This window comes from Providencia sp. PROV061 (assembly GCF_011045655.1).
Classification (GTDB): domain Bacteria; phylum Pseudomonadota; class Gammaproteobacteria; order Enterobacterales; family Enterobacteriaceae; genus Providencia; species Providencia hangzhouensis.
In genome coordinates this window covers 2,063,500-2,084,660 of the sequence record NZ_CP042861.1, presented here as the reverse complement: position 1 = coordinate 2,084,660, position 21,161 = coordinate 2,063,500, and the positions used below count along the sequence as shown (strand labels likewise).

Genomic DNA, 21,161 nt, shown 5'->3' with positions numbered 1-21,161 from the left:
TTGGCTAGTACAGTGAAACGATATATTTAGGAGCCACCATGGCTATTGATGGAACAACACAACAAAAAAATCCTTCTATATTAGGAGGTGCGATGATCATTGCCGGTACTGCGGTGGGTGCGGGTATGTTTTCAATTCCTATGGTGACCTCCGGCGTATGGTTCACAGGCTCTGTCATACTGTTAATTTATACCTTTATTTGCATGTTACTTTCTGGGTTAATGATTTTAGAAGCCAATATGAATTACCCAGCTGGCGCCAGTTTCCATACTATGGTCAAAGACTTATTAGGCACGACATGGAATTCTATTAACAGTTTATCCGTTACTTTTGTGCTTTATATTCTTACTTACGCCTATATTTCTGCAGGAAGCTCTATCATCACCGCGAATTTGTCAGAAAAAATACAAATACCACAAGCGGGTGCAGGCTTTATTTTTGCATTTATTGTGGCTTTTTTTGTGTGGCTTTCTACTCGTGCTGTCGATAGGTTAAGTACCATTTTAATTGGCGGGATGGTCATCACCTTTATTATGTCAATCGGTGGAATGATTTCAACCGCATCACCAGCTATCCTATTCAACCAAACTGAGCATGGTGAAAGCCAATATCTTCCTTATGCCTTAGCCGCATTACCCTATTTATTAACCTCATTTGGTTATCACGGTAATGTTCCTGGATTAGTTAAATATTATAATAAAGATAGCCGTAGTGTTGTTAAGAGCCTAGTTTATGGGGCTACCATTACCGTTGTTATCTATATTTTGTGGCAGTATGCGATCCAAGGAAATATTCCAAGAACGTCATTTATTGAAATCAGAGAAAATGGCAACAATATTGATGCATTACTGGCTCAAATGAATATTTCTACCCAGAGCAGCTTTATATCTCAATTTTTGAACCTGTTTTCTTATATGGCTCTAGCGAGTTCTTTCTTAGGTGTGTCTTTAGGGTTATTTGATTTTATTGCTGATTTTTTCAAATTTGCAGATAACAAATTTGGGCGCCTTAAATCTGTCTTAGTCACTTTTTTACCACCAACAATACTCGCACTGATTTTTCCTAATGGGTTTATTTATGCGATTGGTTTTGCAGGGTTGGCAGCTACTATTTGGGCAGTCATTGTCCCTGCGCTGATGGCGAAAGCAAGTCGTAAACGTTACCCTAACAACAGCTACAAAGCACCAGGTGGGAGCTTTATTATTGGCTTTGTGATCCTCTTTGGATTAATTAATGCGGTTGCTCATTTATTGTCACTATCTGGCTTACTACCTATTTATTAACCCTTTCAGTGTGGATATCGCCCTCTGGTTATATCCACACTGATATGTCACCTAAAAATTTTTCACTGAAAATTGACTTCAGCATCTTGCCTAATTCTTTATCTGCGAGTAATTTTGTCGCACTCTTTTTGACAACCCTAAAGAAGGTTATTTATGGCCAAGGCCAACGAAATCAAACGTGGTTTAGCAATTAACTACAATGGCAAATTATTACTTGTAAAAGACATTGATATTCAAGCACCTAGTGCTCGTGGAGCGAGTACATTATATAAAATGCGCTTTACTGATATCAAAACGGGCCAGAAAGTTGAAGAGCGTTTCAAAGGCGATGATATTTTAGAAACAATTTCCCTAACCCGTCGTGGAGTGAGCTTTTCTTATATTGATGGTGATGAATATGTCTTTATGGACAATGAAGACTATACTCCCTACCTTTTCAAAAAAGCCGATATTGAAGAAGAATTACTTTTCATTCCTGAAGAAGGGTTACCAGGAATGCAAGTGTTAACAATGGATGGGCAAGTTCTTGCTTTAGAGTTACCGCAAACGGTTGATATGGTCATTATTGAGACAACCCCAGCAATTAAAGGGGCTTCGGCTAGCGCACGAACTAAGCCTGCAACGATGGCTACAGGGTTAACAGTTCAAGTTCCTGAATATTTAACAACCGGTGAAAAAATTCGTATTCATATCGCTGAGCGTCGTTATATGGGCCGTTGTGATTAATTTCTGCTTTTGATTTGAAAGAAATAAGCCTTTATATGCCTATGAATTTATTGTTCATAGGCATATGTCATTAAAATTAAACATTGCATACCTTCTCATCTTAGTTTGCTATATTCAATTTGTGTTCGTCTCAAAATTAATCGTATTTTATTGTGTAAATACCTAGGGTTTTATCTTTATTAATCCAGTTGAATTGTTGAGTACCTTTTTGATTCGGAAGCAACATTTCTTGATTCTTTAGTTTACGAATATCTGCAGATGCGGTTTCCAATTTACCACTATCATTCCAGCATTTGGTTTCTACTTTATTCGCATTGGCTTCGACAATACAAGGCGCTGCTACAATAGCTCCAGTAAATCGAATAACGCCTGTATTGCTGCGTTTTACCTCACTGTTTTCAGATGCAAATACTGAAAAGCTTGAGTTCAATGCTGTTACTGCTAAAAAAGCCATTACCATTTTTTTTACTGAGCTATTCATAACGAAATTCCCGTTTAAAATTATGTTATCGTCACTTCCTGTAATTTATTTACAGTTAAAGTATTTATTTGGCTGAATTGCCTGAGGACGACATACTAATTCCAAAGGGATATTAATAATTTCATTTATAGCCGTAGTTTTTTATTTTTTGTTTTATTATTTATCAAAACAAAATATATGACTTGACTCACACTTAATTAACCACACAAAATGCAACACTTTATAAATATAATCTATTAGCATTGGTCAATTAATTTATAAAAATCGTCGCTATGCCATTTTAGGTATATCTATATATCAAACACCTTAAATTTGTTAAAAAAAGTGTTTATTATCATGAATATGAACTTAGATAAAAAAATTTTATTACCTTCTGAAAACTTGATCGCATCAGGCAGGCAACGTGCTTGTTATCAGCATCCTGAGTATAATCACCTATGTGTAAAAGTTCATTTAAGTGGGCGAGATGATAAAGAAACATTAAGAGAGGTTCGCTATTATAAACGCTTGTATAAAAGGAATCTTACCGTAAAAACGATTTCTCATTACTATGGCACCCAGCAAACTGATCGGGGGCTAGGATATGTGTTCCAATTAATCAAAGATAAGACAGGGAATGTTTCAAATACCTTAGATTATTATCTTAAAAATAAACAAGTTTTTTTAAAACATAAAAAAAATATGAAAATTGCTTATGAGCAATTTAAAAAGAACATATACAAAGAGGCTATTACCACGATGGCGCTCAAAACTTATAACATCGTTTATCAACTAGGCTATAAACCTTATGGTCAATTTATTATTATAGATAACCTTGGCTCATCTAACCTAATCCCCATTGATTATTTCTCAACTAGAATTGCTCGTTCCACCCTAAATCGCCGGTTTGCTGATTTCGAACAACGACTTTATCGTGACTATAATCTTAAGATATAGTCACATTCCTCGCCCCCTATTTTGCTGTCACCATTAAATATCTAGTTATATTGACGTATTATTAGAGTTGCTCTAACAATACATTGGTTATGAATGGTTATGGTAGAATGCTACTCACTAGTCGATATTAATATTGTGGAGAATTACTAATAAATACAACCAGAAAATACTGATATACATACAGTACCTTTATTTTTTAAATTATTTTCTGAGTGTTTTTTATTCTAATGGACTTTCTTAACAAAAATTAAACTGTTTATTTGAGTACAAACACACTCCCTCTAAATAAAAACTTAAACTTCTTTACACTTCTAGTTTGAAAAGTCCTTAATTATGCAAATTCACTGAAATAACACATAGAAAAGTGTGATTTAGTTCATATTTTACTAGTTAAAAATACCATCTTTATAAGTAATATCCTTCATTGTAGACAATTGTCACATAAACCAATGGCAAATAGGCACTTTTATCTAATGTTTTGTAAATTTCACCCCTATTAACTCGCCATTTTGCTTTTGTTTATGTATGCTCTTAAAGGTTTGATTTGGTACTACTACGATGCTGAATCTTCTAAACAAAAAAATGTAAAGAATGTCTTAGTAAATTTAGTAAATATTGACTTATCTCCTATACTCAATAAGTCATTAAATATGACTAGTACATTCGAAGTTTAGTGGTACTACGATAAACACTTTCTGCGAAAAACACAGTTTTGCCATCTATAATGCGTTTTTCACAGGGATAAGTTTAGTTTTTTTGTGTCTTTTTACACAATAAAGTACTAAAAAGAAAAATGGTAAGGGATATATATAAGAATGCTAACCTCTGAAAAACTTAAGCGCTATGCTTGGCGCATTGTTCCGGCAATTGCAATCGCCGTAACGCTCACAGCATGTACCAACCCAAAGTCAGCTAAAAACACACAATATACTGCTAAATCAGATACTCGTATGCTAAATGGTTCTGCGGGTGACTCGTTGACGATGGCATCTCAAGATGAATTCGAAGAGTTAGTACAAAGTGTTGATACTAAATCTAAAATAATGGATCAATACGCAAGCTGGAAAGGCGTAGCTTATCGTCTTGGCGGCACAACAAAGAAAGGTGTTGATTGCTCAAGTTTCGTACAGAGAACATTTCTTGAACAATTTGGTGTTGAACTCCCTCGTACGACCTCTGAACAAGAATCCTCCGGCAAAAGCGTAAAACGTAATAATCTAAAAGTCGGTGATATTGTTTTATTTAAAACAGGCCGTACTATGAAGCATGTTGGCATCTATATTGGTGACCAAAAATTTGTCCATGCATCAACCAGTAGTGGTGTTATCGTTTCTGAAATGACTAACTCATACTGGAGCAAAAGATATTATGCCAGCAGGCGCATTATTAATGGCTCATAAGTTTTTATAATATCCTATATCCCTTCCCAATAAAAAAGCTTCCATTTGATGGAAGCTTTTTTATTGGGAATTTTTTGACTAAACTTAGTGATAGCTATTTGATTTTTAGATAAAAAACAACTAAAACACCAAGCCCACCTCGCGATAATACTCATTCAAAAACAAGCTTTAAACACGTAACCGAATAAAACCTGTAACTAAAATAATAATAAATAATCAAGCCACTATAACAACTAATAAAATATTAAATATACTCAAAACTAAGCACTATAAAAACCAGAAGAAAGTTCTGCAATAGCAACGCCAGAGGCTTTTAAACGGCACATAGCTGCCAACTCATCATTAGCATGAATAAATAGGCAAATTTCTTTTTGCCACTCCAAGATCGCGTTGGCAATCTGCATATCTGATAATGATTCAGACAATTGTTGCATTGCAATACAATCTGTCGCACAGTCATGGCTAAGTAATTTCAGCCCCACAAGCTTATCGCTATCGGCATCATTCATAGGTACAACTTCAACATCCGTACCTATTTTGCCTGATAACCAGCGGTAGCTTTGCGGTAGCCTGTGCACCACCGAAAGACCTAATTTTTCCACAAAGATATCCTATTGATACATTCTAGTATTTTGCCAAGTATTGATATTTAATTTCTTACTTGACCTAACATGGGCTTAAGCCACTCATTCATCGTTCAAACCGAACTTAAAGTTATCCAAAAAGTAACATGAATGTTAAATACCGAATCTTAAATATAACATTAAAAAAACAAAATGTCGTTAAATTTTTGTGACATAAATCATTGCATATTCATTTTAATAGCAAATATATTAAAATATAAACTAATTTTGATCGCTACATCCTAACATCTTGCATAAAACACTTAACTTTTTTTTACATTTTTGAAAAGAAAATAGTAAAAAACAGTTTATTTTTGAAGTAAATCCAAATTTTTATTAATGAATAATGTTGCAATGCATATCAAATCACAAAACATAAATTTAACAAATTCAGCTGTAATGATAATTGATTTAGATCATTTTTCACCAAAGATTATTAATACCACTGCGTTATCACTCGGCTTTATCGAGCAATCACTTTTATCTCTAATAGATAAATGAATTATATGGGAAAGTAACTAGAACAAACTTTGATTAGTCCGTTATAAATAATGAAGAAGAGAATTGAGTGTTCTCAGTTTCATCCATGAAACTTGAAAACATATGATTTATTTTGTTTTTTGGCTAGTAAAACAAATAACATCGAGAGCGCCACGCAAGCAACCATAGAGCCGACCATTGGCCATGCGCTCTGAGCAGGTATTAGTGATAACAAAGTTCCAACGAGTGCGCCAATTGAAAACCTTATTGTTCCTGCCAATGAAGAAACGGTTCCTGCAATATGTGGATAATTATCCAAGATCACTGCCATTGCGTTAGAAGTGATCATCGCTATTCCACTAACATAGACTGCAACACCGATAACCAATGTCCAAAAATCTAATGCAAATGCCGTTGTAACAAGCAACCACACGCCCATCACAAATTGGATAATAATACCAAAGTAAAGCATTTTCTCCGCGCCGAAATGCCTTACATAACGGCTATTAATAGTCGTCATAATAAACAGGAAGATGATATTGATACCAAAATAGTAGCCGAAATTCTGTGGAGATACCCCATTTAAATCGATATACACAAAAGCGCCTGCATTTAAGAACGAAAACATCCCTGCAAAGGAAAATGAGCTCGCTAATATATAGAACAATACTTGTTTTGCTCTAAATAAAGTCGCAAATTGCCTTAATGTTGTTCCAACATGAAATTTTTGCCTTTTGGCAACGGGGAGTGTTTCCCGCACAAAACAGCTCACTAAAATAACAGCGATAACCGCAGCAATAGCGATGCTCCAAAAAATTGCATGCCATGAGAACCAGCGCATTAGCTCTCCCCCTAAAATAGGGGCTAATAACGGTGCGATTGTCATCACTAAGACAACAAAAGACATACTTCTTGAGAATTCATCACGGGTAAACATATCCCGCATAAGTGCATTAATCACAACACTTGCAGCTGCCGCGGCAAAACCATGTAAAAAACGCAACCAAATCAGTGAGTCAATCGATTCAGTGATAGCACAAGCCGCTGAAGCAATTGCAAAAACAACGACTCCACCCAAGATAACAGGTTTACGACCAATGCTATCTGCCATCGGCCCATAAAATAATTGCCCTATAGCAAAACCAAAAATGTAGCTATTGAGCGTCATTTGAATGCGCCCTTCATCTACATTAAAATAATGCATCATCGTCGGAAAGCTTGGCAGGTACATGTCGATGGCCAACGGCATTAACATCGATAATAAACCTAGAATTAGTATCAGCCCCAAATAGGATGAACGCTGCTGTTGCACTCTTTAAACTCCTGCTATTTATTTACGTGGTACGTTAATACTGTTGATCTCTTCTTCCGTCAGTGGACGGTATTCTCCGGGCTCAAGAGTCTCATCGAGCCAAATTTCACCAACGCGTTCACGGTGTAACCCACAAACATGGTTCCCCACCGCAGCAAACATGCGTTTCACTTGATGATAACGCCCTTCACTAATCGTCAACCTGACATCTCTAGGGCTGATAATTTCCAGTTTTGCTGGTTTAGTTAGGTGTTTTTCCCCGTTAAGCATAACGCCCTGAGTAAACTGCTCGGCAACATCATTGGCGATATCGTCACTCAATTGAACTCGGTATGTTTTTTCACAATGATGCTTCGGTGAAGTAATGCGATGTGACCACTGACCATCATCAGTTAATAAGACAAGCCCCGTTGTATCGATATCTAAACGCCCTGCTGAATGCAGTTTTTGTGCGAGAGGCTCATCAATAAAAAAAAGAATTGTTGGATGTGTTGGGTCATCTGTTGAGCAAATATAGCCTTGTGGCTTATGTAACATAAAATAACGCGGCCCAGTAACTTGCACGAGGACATTACCATCATAAGCGACTTCATGATCAATCGTAACTTGAAAGGCCCCTGACTTAACGATTTCATCATCAACCGTTACGAGCCCTGCGCGCAATTCTCGCGCTACCAAACTTCGGCTTATCCCTAATTGCTGGGACAAAAATTTATCCAGTCGCATAGATTCTCTTAACTTGATGGAATGCCAGCGAAGCGTACAATAACGCTCAACTGTCAGAATATAGAGTGAAAGGTTGTTGTGATTGCTATCACATAATTCATTATAACAATAACCCCTGTGAAGTGATAGTTTCACCGCAGCAACTTACATCTTTAGACAGAGTCATCGTTTTAAATTAAATTTAACGTCATTCACCTGATTTAATTACATAATACTGAATAATATGCCTTTTGTATTACGCCCTTACCAACAAGAAGCTGTCAATGCGACGGTTGATTATTTCCGCAAGCAGACTGCCCCTGCCGTGATTGTCTTACCAACAGGAGCAGGTAAAAGCTTAGTGATTGCCGAATTGGCTCGGCTTGCTCGCGGGCGAGTGTTGGTATTAGCCCATGTGAAAGAATTAGTTGAGCAGAACCATGCTAAGTACCTCGCATATGGCCTACAAGCCGATATATTTGCCGCTGGCCTGAACCGCAAAGAATCTCAAAGCAAAGTGGTTTTCGGTAGTGTGCAATCTGTTGCTCGCAATCTTAAGGCATTTGACGCACATTTTTCCCTAGTAATTATTGATGAGTGTCACCGTATAAGTTTGAATGATAAGAGCCAATACCAACAAATTATTCAAGTTTTACAAGCTAATAACCCTTCATTACGTATTTTAGGATTAACAGCCACCCCTTACCGCCTCAACAGTGGCTGGATTTACCAATACCATTACCATGGCATGGTACGTGGTGATGAAAATTGTTTTTTTCGAGAGTGTATTTATGAACTACCTCTACACTATATGATTAAAAACAAATTCTTAGTTCCACCTGAACGCTTAGATATGCCTGTTTTACAATATGATTTTAGCCAAGTTTCACTGACATCATCGGGTATTTTTAACGAACAAGAACTTAATTTGTCATTAAAAAAACAACAACGCATTACGCCTAAAATTATTGAGCAAGTTATTGAATATGCAGCACCGTTACAAGGCTGCATGATCTTTGCTGCGACGGTCGAACATGCCAACGAAATTCTGAGTTATCTACCGAAGAATAGTGCGGCATTAGTGACGGCTGAAACCCCAGCAATTGATAGGCAAGCAATTATTAAACAATTTAAAAATAAAGAATTACATTATCTCGTTAACGTTTCAGTATTAACAACAGGGTTTGATGCACCTCATGTCGATGTGATTGCTATTTTGCGCCCAACAGAGTCAGTGAGCTTATACCAACAAATTGTTGGCCGAGGATTACGCCTTTATGAGGGAAAAACACGCTGTTTAATCTTAGATTACGCAGGTAATCCACACGATTTATTTCGGCCTGAAGTGGGGTCAAGTCAACCAAATTCAACCAGTGTGCCTGTGCAAGTTTTTTGCCCATTATGCCAATTTGCGAATATTTTTTGGGGAAAATGTACCTCTGATGGGCAAATTATTGAACATTACGGCCGGCGCTGCCAAGGCTGGGAAGAAGATGAAAATAAGCAGAAAAAACAATGTGAATTTCGTTTTCGCTTTAAACAATGTCCACACTGTGGTGCAGAAAATGATATAGCGGCTCGTCGCTGTCAAAAATGCCAAGAAGTGCTTACCGACCCTGACGATATGCTAAAAGCCGCCTTAAAACTCAAAGATGCGTTAATTATTCGTTGTGGTGGTATGCAATTCATTACAGGGAGTGATAACAAAGGTGAATGGATTAAAATCAATTATTATGATGAAGATGGAACCTGTGTTTCAGAACGTTTTCGCCTAGCCACACCCGCACAAAAACGCGTGTTCGAATATCGTTTTTTACGTGAGCATCAGCGTGCCCCAGGTGTTCCGTTTAAGTGGAATAATGCAAATGATATATTAGTGCAACAATCTTTATTACGATATCCCCAATTTATTGTCGCGCGCAAAAAAGAACGCTTTTGGGAAATTCGAGAGAAAATCTTCGATTATCAAGGGCGTTTTCGCGTTGCTGCTCCCCTGTCATAACGCGAAAATGATCATAATGATTGCTGGATGGCCGATTTTTCGTTAAAATGCCGCCCGCCTTCCGATATCTTGTTCTATGAATAGATTATCCTAGGCCAAATCTCGAACCTGCTGCTGGGTCGCCTGTAGCAGGAATTTATATTTTCTTTTTATAGAGAAATAGTAATGTTAACTATCAATGCAATTGAACGTAAAGAGCAGGGTAAGGGTGCGAGCCGCCGCCTGCGCAGAGATAACCAGCTTCCAGCTATCGTTTACGGTGGCAACCAAGAAGCTATCTCTGTAACTCTTAACCACGATGAAATCATCAACCAAGAAAGCAAAGCAGAATTTTACGAAGTTCTGAATCTGGTTATCGATGGTAAAGAAACAAAAGTAAAAGTTCAGGCTGTTCAACGTCACCCATTTAAGCCAAAAGTGACGCACATTGACTTCCTGCGCGCTTAATTAAAGCCCACAGCCGAGCTTTAGAAATTTTCGGGACGCCGAGTAAATAACGCCGCAATTGCGGCGTTATTTATTTCTACCTCTTCAACACCACAACCTATTTAGTACCACGGCGTTGTAATTGATCACGCAAATTAGGTGGTGTACCACGAATGGTTAACGTATCAGTGACAGGGTCCCAAAAGATACGCTCCCCCATGAGCATCGCATCAAAGCTAATCGTGATCCCGCCACCACTCCCCGAAAACTTCGTTAATTGCTTTAACGTTCCTCTATCGGCAGGGAAACTTTCTTCGAGTTGATAATCATTTTGGCGAGCGAAATCGTCAAAGCTTTGTTCTTCAACCATTGGCAGCTCTTTTGCCAACGCCTGCAGCTCAATTTCCTCTCCAGACTGTAATTGTTCTGTGCAATAACTATGTACTTGCTGGCGATAAGCTTGGCGCGTATTTTTGTCCATTTGTGCATTGTCACAAAAATCATCAAGTGCCTGAACCAAGCCTTTATTCTGAACTTTTGCGTTTAACCCTTCAGATGCAGCCAGAAAATCCATAAAGAAATCAGAAACTTTCCGCCCTACTCTACCTTTTAAGAAAGTTAAATAGCGTTTTGACTCAGGATTGGTCTCCCATTCGGTTAAATCAATACGTGCGACAATATCTGCATGAGGAATATCTAAATAATGTGTCGTGCCTAAGTCCAATGATTCTGTGACAAACATGCTGTCACAACTATTGAGCACCGCAATTAATAAGTATTCGACCGCGAGGTAACGGTATTGACAAAAGAGAACCACGCCCCCTTCCGCAAAAGGATATTTGGCTAATTCATCTTTCAAGCGAACCGTCATCGCACGGCTGAAACCTAAAAATTCTTCTTCGCCCTTACGCAATAACTTTAACGCATCAGCAAGTTCACTTTCTTCGTTAAATTCACCAAATGCTTTACTTTTAGCACTATAGACGCGGTGCAATTCTGCCATCATGTCTTGTACGACACCATCTGCTGTCAATAAAGAATCCCGCAACATCACCTCTAGTGTCTGCTCATCTCTTTTAATTAGCTGGTGTAAAGCTATCTGGTTAATTTCCAGACTCATTGTTGGCTCCTTCGTTATAACGAAAATAATGTTGCGCGTATTCAAACATTGATATTATTCATCTGCAACAGAAACCATCATTTGTTCTATTTTTAGCCTGATTACGCTGAACTAATACGCACTTTATGAATCTGAATTAACATTATTCCCATTTAAACAAAAATTTGTTGCGAAGAAAGAAGAAAAACCAACTGTGATACGCTATGATATGTAGCTTTCATTAATTTAGGATGTCTCAATTTATGCCACAATCATCTCGCTATAGTGATGAAAAAGTTGAAGGTTTACTTTCTGACCTCGTGAGTGTGTTAGAAAAAAATCACACCCCTGTTGACCTTTCCCTCATGGTGTTAGGTAATATGGTAACGAATCTGCTGAATACGTCGGTTGCGCCTGCGCAACGTAAAATGATTGCAGAATCATTCGCAAATGCATTACTTTCTTCTGTTAAAGAAGATCAATCACACTAATTGATTAATGAAATAAACAGTATGGTCACCCACCTGCGCTACCGTGACAAAGTCTCTAACATGATTGGTTGGGGGCACTGGTTTGCACTATTCAATATACTGCTTAGCCTTGTGTTAAGTAGCAGCTATCTGTTTATTTTTGATTGGCCAGATACCTTAACTGGCCGAATTTATGCTTTCGTCAGTTGGTTAGGTCACTTTAGTTTTGTGGTCTTTGCGACTTACTTGCTAATTATTTTTCCACTGACCTTTATTGTTATGTCTCAGCGGTTGCTGAGGCTACTTTGTGTTGCCCTTGCAACGGCAGGAATAACACTATTAATCTTTGATATCCGTGTTTTTAGTCAATTCGGTTTGCATTTAACACCGCAAGTTTGGGACTTGGTCATCAACCCAACTAAGGGGGAAATGGCTCGTGAGTGGCAACTGATGTTTATCAGTATTCCCATTATCTTTCTTGTTGAAATGTTATTTGCGACTTGGAGTTGGCAAAAACTACGTAGTTTAAACCGCCAAACATTCGGCAAACCTCTGGCGGCTATTTTTATTGTGACTTTTATTATGTCACATCTGATGTATGCATGGGCCGACGCTAATTTTTATCGCCCTATCACCATGCAACGCTACAATTATCCATTGTCGCAACCCATGACAGCTCGCAAGCTACTTGATAGGTATGGCCTATTAGACTTAACCGAACATCAAAATCGTGTATTCCAACAAGGTAGCCCAACGGCACTTAAGTTAAACTACCCATTGAAACCTTTAAGTTATTATGACCAAGGCGCTGATTACAACTTATTATTGTTGGTCATTGATGATCTAGGGAATAAATCTCAACAAGATTCTATGGGGGCGTTAAACGAATTTAAAGAAATCAGTACGCAGTTTACGAATCACTACACAGCTGGGCTACGTAACGATACTGCGCTATTTGGCCTATTCTATGGTATTTCATCGACTTATTTCGATAATATTCTCAATGGCCGCCATCCATCAGCGCTAATTGAAGCCTTACAACATCAAGGGTATCAGTTTGGTTTATTCTCAACAGATGGCTTTAATTCTCCATTATTCAGACAAGCTATTTTAGCTGATTACTCATTACCTGCAAAAACTGCAGATAATGACAACTTAACCGTTACACAGTGGAATAACTGGCTAGATAACCTTAAGAACGGCTCGCCTTGGTTCTCTTTCCTGAATATTAAAGGAACACCTGGAAGTGCAAAAACGAATGAACAAATCAATCGCGTAATGGCCGCATTACAGCGTGATAATCGCTTGCAAAATACCATTGTTATTGTGACGGCAAATTACAATAACCAAGGAAAAGCAGAAAACGAATGGTTAGATGGTAAACGCTTCAACCGTGATAATATGCAGGTACCACTGTTTATTTATTGGCCAAACACACCTGCACAGCAGATAGATAAGCTAACAAGCCATCAAGATGTGATGACAACACTGATGCAGCGTTTATTACATGTCAGTAATCCACCTGATGATTACAGCCAAGGTGAAGATTTATTTAGTGTTAAACGTACTTACCCATGGGTGATCACGGGTGACAACGACGATGTTGTCATTACCACAGATAATGCCACTCTCTACATGGATCAAAATGGCCAGTTTAATATCTATGATAAACAAGGTGCCATAGAGCGAAATGAAAAGCCTGATTTGGCTGAGTTGTTGAAAATCTTTACTGAATTAAAGCGTTTTAATGAAAATTAGTGCTTAAATATCAACCAGTCGCATCATAAGTCTATTGCTTTTAGAAGCAAATTGAGTAGTATTAATCAAAGTTCGGCATGTAGCGCAGCTTGGTAGCGCACCGTCATGGGGTGTCGGGGGTCGTAGGTTCAAATCCTATCATGCCGACCAATCTATTATAGAGAAACCAACCTGTTACGGTTGGTTTTTTTATGCATGAAATTTTAGGTGGGCAAAAGTCGGGTAAAAATCCAACTTATTTTCTAACTTTAACCACTGCTAATTCATCAAAATTTGTCGTGTAGGCAGGTGACAATATTTCTCTTTTCACTTTATATCCGCTATTACTACTCTTACTAACAAACAATCATTACACATACCTGTCAATTACTACCCATGACTATATTTCTCATAGTAACTAGTCATAAGCCATTGTGTGCATTATGCCAACAACAGTCTTTAACGATTCATTGAACCATAATAAATCGCCTTGTGATCTGTATTAAATTTTACCAAAACATAAGGTTTTAATTATGGCTTTTGAGCACTAATAATAAATATCATTGGTCTCTCTTTTTCCTCATCTAATGTTGGATTTTCTATAATTTGCTCGCACGACGGCCCCCACTCGTCCAGTTCAATTATTTCAAACCCAGCAGAAATTAATAAGTTAATCCAAGTGGATAATTTTCTGTGTTGCTTCACGACACCATCAGCAAACCAATGGCTAATTCTATTGCCTTCTTGCTGGTACTGATTAACCGGCCAGGCTTTATTACCATACTTATCTATACACCATTCTTGAATAAGTGGTGCGGTGTATATTGGATGTTCTGCAGAAAAAATCACCCTCCCACCTTGATTTAGAGCTTGATATAACTTAGTTAATAGAGAATAAATATCGACCACATAATGTAGAGCCAGCGAACTATAGATCAAATCATACTGTTCAGTAGGTAAGCTCAACTTTTCCAAATCAGCACGTAAGTATGTTATAGCGGAATCATCTGTCATTGAAATCGCCTTTGTTAACATTTTTTCTGAGAGGTCAACGCCTGTTACCTGTGTTGCCCCTTGAGCACTTGCCCACCGACAAAACCAGCCATAACCACAACCTAAATCTATAATAGATTTCCCATTTAAATCTGGTAATAACCGTTGTATTGCATCCCACTCTGGTGCACCACTTAGCCCTTCGACTGAGCGAGGCAATGTTGCATAGCCTGCAAAAAAATCAGGGTCATCATAAATATTTTGAGACATGGTTTATTCCCCAATAATAAGAAAATTAGGCTAATCATATTCTATATTTCTTAAATTTGATAAGAATTACCACTGTATAGATTAACAACGACTCAATGATAACAAAGAGCGAGCTTTATGGTAGATTTTTAGTTAACTGCCCATAAGATTAAAATTGTTTTAATTCAATAGGTTAAAAAAACAATAATTGTAATGAACTTATTTTAAGTTTTCATATTAACCTTTTATTTAAACCATCCTATACTGTAATATTTTTGAATTAATACATTTAGCATTGACAAATAACTGATTAATAATGAAAACTAACTTTAGAGTAGCAACACCAATTGATATAAATGCTATATTTTCCATAGATACCATTGCGACCGCAGAACGCTATAAAGACATTACCCAATGGAGCGAGCAAGGAATATGTTATGTACTGGAATCCAACAACGAAATATTGGCTTATGGCGTTCTACATTATCATTTCTATTCCCATGCCTTTATAGAGCTATTAATGGTAAATAAAAACCATCGTCGACAAGGCCTTGGCCTCATTTTAATTAATAAACTAAAAATGCAGAGTAAACCCCAAAAGATTTTTACTTCTACAAATCAATCAAATACAGCCACTCAACAGCTTTTAATAAAAGCTGGCTTTGTTCCTAGTGGCTACATTGAAAATTTAGATGATAATGATCCCGAACTTATCTATTGCTATATACCTGATTAACCCCATCGATATGAAGAACTATAATAGCGTTTTATCCATCACAACCGTTTGTAAGATGTGATTAAATTGCTGATACGTTTCTTGAGCAATCTCTTCTGGATAACTTAGCACCCTAAGCTCATGCGGCTTATTTTCTGGGTAATAACTTGGATGAGCATGGACGTATTCATTTTGTTGAAAACCACAATGCTGATAAAAAGACCAACGTTTTTGGCTGATTTCATCAATAATAGGGTCTATTTCTAGAATCACTTTGCCTACATCATGACAAAACTGTTTTAGTACCTTTTGCCCATAACCTTGCCCTCTTAATACGGGGGAAATGGCAAAATGTTCAATATAATAATAACCTTCGATTTTCCAACAACCAATAAAGCCAATGAAAATGTCATTTTCTTTGAAATTGAGCAAATAATAATCGCCATGATTCAATATTGCCTTTCTTCCCTGATAGCTTCTTTGTTCATATAACGGAAAAGTGGTGTCATATAACTGGTTAATCATTGCTATCGCTTGGCTATCTTCACTTTTAATTCTTAAAGCATGTAACATTTAATCGAAACTCACCTTCATCAAATATATTTTATAGAATACCTATTTTTAATTTTCTGACAATTATTTTATCAAGCGCTCATAAGATTAACTTTTTGTTTTATATTGATATTATTTTTTCACTTAATTTACTGATAAAAATATTTGCAGCTCTATATTGACTTTTTTGTCTAATAGTTCTAAAAATACTGTATATTAATACAGTCTTTACTAGAGGCTATCATGTTACGTATCGAAGTATTATTTGATAAAAACGCTCCGCAAAAACCCAGTTCAGTGGTTTTACAAGCTCTTGAAACTGAGATTTTACGCAAACTTCAGAACCAATATCCTGATATGGTAACTCGGGTTGGGTTTAGCTCACAACAACGCGTTAATATTTCAGGAACAAAAATAGCGGAGGATAAAACTCGTATTGAAGAAATACTGGAAGAAATATGGATGGATGATGGTTGGGTCCCAGAAGAAACAACAGAGGATTAACCAAATACTTAAAAGGAATGTTTTACCCAATGACATTCCTTTTTTACTAATACGTGAGGCTTTTTACACCTTCATAAACTGGCGCAATATTGACTCCCCCCCTCCAAACAACAAAAGTACTTTCATCAGCCAGAGAACAACTGCAAGGTAACACACTGATTATTAAAGCAGCTAGTTGTTTTAAATTTCTTATATCTAAATTTTACTCATTTTTAATTAATAGATTTTATGCCTAAGAAAGGTTTTAATTTGTTTCACTGGATTCAACTTTTCATTCTCTTCATTAGTTGTTCTAACCTGCGAAATACAGTTAGTAATATTTGCACAAGTAGAAATTTCATTTAGTTTTAGGGGTGATAAACTAACTGTGGACGTATTATTAAAATCTTTTCCAATAAAGATTAAAGCAAGCGCGATTGCGACTATAAACAATGGCACCTCATAAAATGCGTGTTTCATTATCAATGCTCTTATTGCTTGAATGATAAAACGATAATAAACAGTCTATTTTTTTGTACCTTAAAGATGCGTTAAACCAACCTTAAGATATGCTTAAATACGCTTCAAACTTGAACTGTTCATATTGTCTGACGCTCACTGCCTGCTTATACTGGCTAGTAGAGGTGATAATATGAATATCCTATTAGTCGAAGATGATCTTCAATTGGGAAAAGCACTATGTCGTGGGCTGGAGCTTGCAGGTTTTAATCCTTGTTGGGTAAGGCTACTTGCTGATGCAAAGTTACAACTCGCATCTCGCAATTTTGACCTAATGCTCTTAGATTTGGGCTTACCTGATGGCGATGGTCATGACGAGCTCATAGCTTGGCGTAATATGGGCGAAACTATTCCAATAATCATTCTCACGGCAAGAAACCAAATGGATAACTTAGTTTCTAGTTTAGATTCAGGTGCTGATGACTTTTTAACAAAACCATTTGCTATGCCTGAACTTATTTCCCGAGTGAAAGCCGTTAGTCGCCGTATGGCTGGGTTTTCATCTGAAATATGGCAATTGGGTAACCTGCAATTAAATCCACTTAATCATCAAGTAACCCTTAATGAGCAATTGCTACTGCTATCCGGGAAAGAATACCTATTACTCTATGAATTAATAAAAAATGCAGATAATGTTGTCAGAAAAACGGATTTAGAGCAGCGTCTATTCGGATTGGATGATGTAGAAAGTAACTCTTTAGAGGTTCATATTCATAATTTACGCCGAAAGATAGGTAAAGACCGTATAATTACTATCCGTGGCATTGGTTATCTATTAAAAAAAGAAGTGCCACTAAGTGAAAGTTAAATCATTTTTTATTTATACATTCGGGCTACAAATCAGTTCTGTTATTTTTCTTTGGTTATTATTAGTTGGCTGGCTCCAGTTTTTTTATTGGCCATCAATTCATGATGAGTTAAATGCACAACAGAATATCGTCACTCAAGGGTTTGCTAAAACACTTGATGTGGTTGCTGATAAACCTGAATATTTCAATAAAATAGCCGATAACCTACAAGAACTTTATTCTAGCGCAATGGAAAGTGGCGATAATATTAGTTATCGGCCTTTTATGGTTGTCAGAGATAAACAAGGGAATGTCTATTACCGGAACAGTGACAAATTACATGTTCCCTCCCTTAAATCCGTTTCTGAGCTCGCGGCATTACATAAAGACTGGCACTTTACTTCTGCATGGAATGATCAAAAAACCTTTGAGGTTGTCATTGCTGAATCTTATAGTGATCGTAAATCCTTATTAGGTAATCCAGCCGAAGGGACAGCCATCCCCCTCGCTTTCATTTTAGGTATTATGTTGCTAGCAATTTTAATTACCGCTTATTTTAGTTTGCGGCCTTTAAGACAATCAGCAAAACTCATTTCCAGCCGTCAGCCGGGTAATTTAACTCCTATAGAAACAAAAGAGCAATATAAAGAAATTCGGCCTATTATTGCTGCAATAAATAACCTTATGTCTCGTGTTGATGCTGCGAATCAACGTGAAAAGCGCTTCATGGCAGACGCCGCACATGAATTACGGACGCCGATTGCGGCTGTTATTGCTCAATTGCATTTGTTAATGCAAATTGATAATCCAAAAGAAAAAGGCGAAATTATTAATGATATGCAAGAAACTTTAAATCGTGCGGCCTCTCTATCACATCAATTAATTGACTTAGCTCGTTTAGAAACTGAAGATTTCTTGCTAAATAAAGAACAAGTTGACCTGCCTGCATTAATCAGCCATTTAATATCTTCACACATACCTTACGCCATTAACAAAGATATTGATGTCGAACTCCAAAGCCCAAAATCTTTTTATATCCTCACAGATAAACTCGCATTAAGTAATATTTTTACTAATCTGCTTGAAAATGCGATTAAATATTGCCCTGAAAAAGGGAAAATCAAGGTCATTTTAAAAGACCTAACCCCATTTGGTGGGACTATTTCTGTTCAAGATAACGGCCGTGGAATTCCAGAAGACAATCGCCAGCTTATATTTTCTCGCTTTTATCGAGTACCTGGAACAATGGAAACCGGAAGCGGTTTAGGTTTATCAATTGCCCAGAATTTAGCCCATAAAATCGGTGCTGTAATTAGAGTTACTGATGGATTAGACAATCAAGGTATTGGTTTTATTATTGACTTACCCTAAATCGAATAATGTTATTGAGTTAACAGCATTCACGCTTTTTTCCAGATAGTATACGCCGTTATACGTTAATATACTTACACCTAAAAGAGGCAATAATGTCCAAGGCATTAGTAATTATTGATCTCATTGAAGAGATAATTGGTAAAAATGGCTTATCTAATTCAAGTTACCAGCAAACTTGCTCGCGAAAAATCGTTGAAAAAGCTAATCAAGCGGCACAATATGCAAGAAACCATCATATTCCCGTGATTTGGGTTAAGGTTGGGTTTTCAGACAATTATCACGATGTTCCTGCTGGCTCCCCTATGTTTCAGCAAGCTAAAAAACTTGGAGCCTTAAAATTAAGTGGCACTGGGTGTCATTGGGCTCATGACCTTGAAGTGGCATTTCGTGACCCAGTAATGATTAAAAAAGGGGTTTCTGCATTTGCAGGAAATCATTTCCATAAATGGCTTACCGATAATGATATTACCGAGTTGTTTATTGGCGGAGTTAGTACCGTAAAGGCCATTCAAAGCACGGCTAGACAGGCTCATGATTTAGGGTATTTTGTTACAGTACTTGAGGATTTATGTGCCGCTCCAACGCCAGAACTCCACCAGCAAAGTATTCAGGCATTGGATGGCATGGTAACCATTTCTTCAGTTAAAGAATTTATGCAATTAAAATAACATTTAGATATCTCATGTGATTATTTTAATTTTTGCAAGTATATCTCTCGTAGCCGGATAGCTAGTTTCCCCGGCTTACCTTCCCCAATGAATTGGTTATTCGCCATAATAACTGGCCAAACTAATGTTGTCGCCGAGGTAATAAAGACTTCCTTGGCTTCTAACATTTCATCAATACTAAATGGCTTTTCAACAATGTCTATTTGTTGTTCTCTAGCAAGTTGTAATATCGCTTGGCGAGTAATACCTGACAATATTTCATTATTTAACCCCCGTGTTTGTATTTGGTTTTGTTGATTAATAATAAAACAATTACTGGAACTTCCTTCAGTAATATAGCCGTTTTTAACAAATATAGCGTCGTCTGCACCTTGCTGTTTAGCGTATTCTTTTGCCATCGAAGCTGCTAATAAAGCAACTGTTTTAATATCACAACGCTGCCAACGAATATCATCTACAGTGACAACTTTTATTCCATATTTTGATTTTTCATTTTCAACAATCTGTGTCTTTTGTGCAAATAAGACTAATGTTGGCTTCGTCTGTTTATCCGGATATAAAAAACTACGTTGGTGTGCATTACCACGGGTCAACTGAAGATATACAAGCCCTTCTTCGATATTATTTTTCTGAACTAATTGAAGATGAATTTGTTTTAATTCTGCTAAATCATAAGGTAGTGATAGCTGTAATTCAGCACAAGAACGCTGTAAACGAGCCATATGACGATCAAAGTCAACGAGCTTACCGTTAATTATTGCTGTCACTTCATATACTGCATCCGCAAATAGAAACCCACGGTCAAAAACAGATACTGATGCGTCTTCTTCAGGTAAAAACTGGCCGTTCACATAAGCAATCATGAGTTATATTCCTTTATCAATCAAATCATTACCTAACCTCTGATTAACCATACACCATATTATAAAAATTACCTTTCAATTCTTCACACTTTTTGTGCCCATTTATGGATTTTTGCATGTCTTGTGGTAACAACTTGCAGTCAAAAACAAGTGCCAGACATTCCTTTAAAAAATAATTTAATATTTAAAATTATTTTTAATATTAACTTGACATTAACATGTTAATGGCTAAAATGCTCTCACGTGATCTGGATCACATTTTAATTTGGAGTTATCG

At 36.9% G+C, this 21,161-nt stretch carries 22 protein-coding genes and 1 tRNA gene; 14 read left to right on the top strand and 9 right to left on the bottom strand.

Annotated elements, in window-relative coordinates; all coding sequences use genetic code 11:
- The first annotated feature begins 38 nt into the window (after positions 1-38).
- Positions 39-1,283 carry a tryptophan permease gene (gene mtr, locus FVA72_RS09375; RefSeq protein ID WP_110591849.1) on the top strand — a complete coding sequence of 415 codons (1,245 nt, stop codon included), beginning with the start codon at positions 39-41 and terminating at the stop codon, positions 1,281-1,283.
- Positions 1,284-1,436: 153 nt separating this feature from the next.
- Positions 1,437-2,009 (top strand): elongation factor P-like protein YeiP, encoded by a 573-nt coding sequence (yeiP, locus tag FVA72_RS09370; protein ID WP_004253124.1) that lies wholly within the window; start codon positions 1,437-1,439, stop codon positions 2,007-2,009.
- 136 nt (positions 2,010-2,145) lie between these two features.
- On the opposite strand, the gene FVA72_RS09365 is transcribed toward yeiP, so the two are convergent.
- On the bottom strand, positions 2,146-2,490 hold the full coding sequence (locus tag FVA72_RS09365; RefSeq protein ID WP_004253122.1) for a hypothetical protein: 345 nt from the start codon (positions 2,488-2,490) through the stop codon (positions 2,146-2,148).
- A 336-nt stretch (positions 2,491-2,826) separates the two neighbouring features.
- Between FVA72_RS09365 and FVA72_RS09360 the strand changes: the two genes are divergently transcribed.
- Both FVA72_RS09360 and mepS read left to right on the top strand, forming a co-directional pair.
- Positions 2,827-3,426: a YrbL family protein gene (locus FVA72_RS09360; RefSeq protein ID WP_004253120.1), complete on the top strand. Its 600-nt coding sequence runs from the start codon at positions 2,827-2,829 to the stop codon at positions 3,424-3,426.
- An 815-nt stretch (positions 3,427-4,241) separates the two neighbouring features.
- Entirely contained in the window at positions 4,242-4,826 is a 585-nt protein-coding gene (gene mepS, locus FVA72_RS09355; RefSeq protein WP_004253117.1) for a bifunctional murein DD-endopeptidase/murein LD-carboxypeptidase, read from the top strand.
- 260 nt (positions 4,827-5,086) lie between these two features.
- Here mepS and FVA72_RS09350 read toward each other — a convergent pair whose 3' ends face one another.
- The 3 genes from FVA72_RS09350 to rsuA form a co-directional block, all read right to left on the bottom strand.
- Positions 5,087-5,428 (bottom strand): hypothetical protein, encoded by a 342-nt coding sequence (locus FVA72_RS09350; RefSeq protein WP_004260080.1) that lies wholly within the window; start codon positions 5,426-5,428, stop codon positions 5,087-5,089.
- 601 nt (positions 5,429-6,029) lie between these two features.
- On the bottom strand, positions 6,030-7,241 hold the full coding sequence (locus FVA72_RS09345) for a Bcr/CflA family multidrug efflux MFS transporter (protein WP_137019014.1): 1,212 nt from the start codon (positions 7,239-7,241) through the stop codon (positions 6,030-6,032).
- An 18-nt stretch (positions 7,242-7,259) separates the two neighbouring features.
- Positions 7,260-7,967, bottom strand: a complete 708-nt coding sequence (gene rsuA, locus FVA72_RS09340) for a 16S rRNA pseudouridine(516) synthase RsuA (protein ID WP_110591852.1) — start codon at positions 7,965-7,967, stop codon at positions 7,260-7,262.
- A gap of 223 nt (positions 7,968-8,190) precedes the next feature.
- On the opposite strand from rsuA, the gene FVA72_RS09335 reads away from it, so the two are divergent.
- Positions 8,191-9,948 carry a DEAD/DEAH box helicase gene (locus tag FVA72_RS09335; RefSeq protein ID WP_110591853.1) on the top strand — a complete coding sequence of 586 codons (1,758 nt, stop codon included), beginning with the start codon at positions 8,191-8,193 and terminating at the stop codon, positions 9,946-9,948.
- A gap of 165 nt (positions 9,949-10,113) precedes the next feature.
- On the top strand, positions 10,114-10,395 hold the full coding sequence (gene rplY, locus FVA72_RS09330) for a 50S ribosomal protein L25 (RefSeq protein WP_004260060.1): 282 nt from the start codon (positions 10,114-10,116) through the stop codon (positions 10,393-10,395).
- 97 nt (positions 10,396-10,492) lie between these two features.
- Here the strand turns inward: rplY and yejK are convergent, their stop codons facing one another.
- Positions 10,493-11,494: a nucleoid-associated protein YejK gene (yejK, locus tag FVA72_RS09325; protein ID WP_004260056.1), complete on the bottom strand. Its 1,002-nt coding sequence runs from the start codon at positions 11,492-11,494 to the stop codon at positions 10,493-10,495.
- Positions 11,495-11,736: 242 nt separating this feature from the next.
- Between yejK and FVA72_RS09320 the strand changes: the two genes are divergently transcribed.
- From FVA72_RS09320 to FVA72_RS09310, 3 genes are all read left to right on the top strand, one after another.
- On the top strand, positions 11,737-11,964 hold the full coding sequence (locus FVA72_RS09320; RefSeq protein ID WP_004911940.1) for a YejL family protein: 228 nt from the start codon (positions 11,737-11,739) through the stop codon (positions 11,962-11,964).
- A 21-nt stretch (positions 11,965-11,985) separates the two neighbouring features.
- Positions 11,986-13,701 (top strand): LPS biosynthesis-modulating metalloenzyme YejM, encoded by a 1,716-nt coding sequence (gene yejM, locus FVA72_RS09315; RefSeq protein WP_110591854.1) that lies wholly within the window; start codon positions 11,986-11,988, stop codon positions 13,699-13,701.
- A 73-nt stretch (positions 13,702-13,774) separates the two neighbouring features.
- A tRNA-Pro gene (locus FVA72_RS09310) sits at positions 13,775-13,851 on the top strand.
- Positions 13,852-13,936: 85 nt separating this feature from the next.
- On the opposite strand, the gene FVA72_RS09305 is transcribed toward FVA72_RS09310, so the two are convergent.
- Entirely contained in the window at positions 13,937-14,047 is a 111-nt protein-coding gene (locus FVA72_RS09305) for a DUF4113 domain-containing protein (RefSeq protein WP_110591892.1), read from the bottom strand.
- A 164-nt stretch (positions 14,048-14,211) separates the two neighbouring features.
- Positions 14,212-14,943, bottom strand: coding sequence for a class I SAM-dependent methyltransferase (locus FVA72_RS09300; protein ID WP_096864892.1), 732 nt, complete (start codon positions 14,941-14,943; stop codon positions 14,212-14,214).
- A 295-nt stretch (positions 14,944-15,238) separates the two neighbouring features.
- Here FVA72_RS09300 and FVA72_RS09295 point away from each other — a divergent pair, with 295 nt between their 5' ends.
- Complete coding sequence (locus FVA72_RS09295) at positions 15,239-15,658, top strand: GNAT family N-acetyltransferase (RefSeq protein ID WP_004260038.1); 420 nt, start codon at positions 15,239-15,241, stop codon at positions 15,656-15,658.
- 18 nt (positions 15,659-15,676) lie between these two features.
- On the opposite strand, the gene FVA72_RS09290 is transcribed toward FVA72_RS09295, so the two are convergent.
- On the bottom strand, positions 15,677-16,210 hold the full coding sequence (locus FVA72_RS09290) for a GNAT family N-acetyltransferase (protein WP_110591893.1): 534 nt from the start codon (positions 16,208-16,210) through the stop codon (positions 15,677-15,679).
- A 222-nt stretch (positions 16,211-16,432) separates the two neighbouring features.
- Between FVA72_RS09290 and FVA72_RS09285 the strand changes: the two genes are divergently transcribed.
- The 4 genes from FVA72_RS09285 to FVA72_RS09270 all read left to right on the top strand — a co-directional run bounded on the left by FVA72_RS09285 (position 16,433) and on the right by FVA72_RS09270 (position 20,021).
- Positions 16,433-16,693 (top strand): DinI-like family protein, encoded by a 261-nt coding sequence (locus FVA72_RS09285; RefSeq protein ID WP_004260032.1) that lies wholly within the window; start codon positions 16,433-16,435, stop codon positions 16,691-16,693.
- 631 nt (positions 16,694-17,324) lie between these two features.
- Positions 17,325-17,999: a response regulator gene (locus FVA72_RS09280; protein WP_004260024.1), complete on the top strand. Its 675-nt coding sequence runs from the start codon at positions 17,325-17,327 to the stop codon at positions 17,997-17,999.
- Positions 17,989-19,350 carry a sensor histidine kinase gene (locus FVA72_RS09275; protein WP_110591894.1) on the top strand — a complete coding sequence of 454 codons (1,362 nt, stop codon included), beginning with the start codon at positions 17,989-17,991 and terminating at the stop codon, positions 19,348-19,350. The genes FVA72_RS09280 and FVA72_RS09275 overlap by 11 nt, the downstream gene beginning before the upstream one ends.
- A 95-nt stretch (positions 19,351-19,445) precedes the next feature.
- On the top strand, positions 19,446-20,021 hold the full coding sequence (locus FVA72_RS09270) for a cysteine hydrolase family protein (protein ID WP_004260017.1): 576 nt from the start codon (positions 19,446-19,448) through the stop codon (positions 20,019-20,021).
- A 20-nt stretch (positions 20,022-20,041) separates the two neighbouring features.
- On the opposite strand, the gene FVA72_RS09265 is transcribed toward FVA72_RS09270, so the two are convergent.
- Positions 20,042-20,884 (bottom strand): D-amino-acid transaminase, encoded by an 843-nt coding sequence (locus FVA72_RS09265; protein WP_004260013.1) that lies wholly within the window; start codon positions 20,882-20,884, stop codon positions 20,042-20,044.
- Positions 20,885-21,161 lie beyond the last annotated feature (277 nt).

Bases quoted from the DNA above. Each gene is read 5' to 3' on its own strand.
- mtr (WP_110591849.1), top strand. From the start codon at position 39: ATGGCTATTGATGGAACAACACAACAAAAAAATCCTTCTATATTAGGA.
- yeiP (WP_004253124.1), top strand. From the start codon at position 1,437: ATGGCCAAGGCCAACGAAATCAAACGTGGTTTAGCAATTAACTACAAT.
- FVA72_RS09365 (WP_004253122.1), bottom strand. From the start codon at position 2,490: ATGAATAGCTCAGTAAAAAAAATGGTAATGGCTTTTTTAGCAGTAACA.
- FVA72_RS09360 (WP_004253120.1), top strand. From the start codon at position 2,827: ATGAATATGAACTTAGATAAAAAAATTTTATTACCTTCTGAAAACTTG.
- mepS (WP_004253117.1), top strand. From the start codon at position 4,242: ATGCTAACCTCTGAAAAACTTAAGCGCTATGCTTGGCGCATTGTTCCG.
- rsuA (WP_110591852.1), bottom strand. From the start codon at position 7,967: ATGCGACTGGATAAATTTTTGTCCCAGCAATTAGGGATAAGCCGAAGT.
- FVA72_RS09335 (WP_110591853.1), top strand. From the start codon at position 8,191: ATGCCTTTTGTATTACGCCCTTACCAACAAGAAGCTGTCAATGCGACG.
- rplY (WP_004260060.1), top strand. From the start codon at position 10,114: ATGTTAACTATCAATGCAATTGAACGTAAAGAGCAGGGTAAGGGTGCG.
- yejK (WP_004260056.1), bottom strand. From the start codon at position 11,494: ATGAGTCTGGAAATTAACCAGATAGCTTTACACCAGCTAATTAAAAGA.
- FVA72_RS09320 (WP_004911940.1), top strand. From the start codon at position 11,737: ATGCCACAATCATCTCGCTATAGTGATGAAAAAGTTGAAGGTTTACTT.
- yejM (WP_110591854.1), top strand. From the start codon at position 11,986: ATGGTCACCCACCTGCGCTACCGTGACAAAGTCTCTAACATGATTGGT.
- FVA72_RS09300 (WP_096864892.1), bottom strand. From the start codon at position 14,943: ATGTCTCAAAATATTTATGATGACCCTGATTTTTTTGCAGGCTATGCA.
- FVA72_RS09295 (WP_004260038.1), top strand. From the start codon at position 15,239: ATGAAAACTAACTTTAGAGTAGCAACACCAATTGATATAAATGCTATA.
- FVA72_RS09290 (WP_110591893.1), bottom strand. From the start codon at position 16,210: ATGTTACATGCTTTAAGAATTAAAAGTGAAGATAGCCAAGCGATAGCA.
- FVA72_RS09285 (WP_004260032.1), top strand. From the start codon at position 16,433: ATGTTACGTATCGAAGTATTATTTGATAAAAACGCTCCGCAAAAACCC.
- FVA72_RS09280 (WP_004260024.1), top strand. From the start codon at position 17,325: ATGAATATCCTATTAGTCGAAGATGATCTTCAATTGGGAAAAGCACTA.
- FVA72_RS09270 (WP_004260017.1), top strand. From the start codon at position 19,446: ATGTCCAAGGCATTAGTAATTATTGATCTCATTGAAGAGATAATTGGT.
- FVA72_RS09265 (WP_004260013.1), bottom strand. From the start codon at position 20,884: ATGATTGCTTATGTGAACGGCCAGTTTTTACCTGAAGAAGACGCATCA.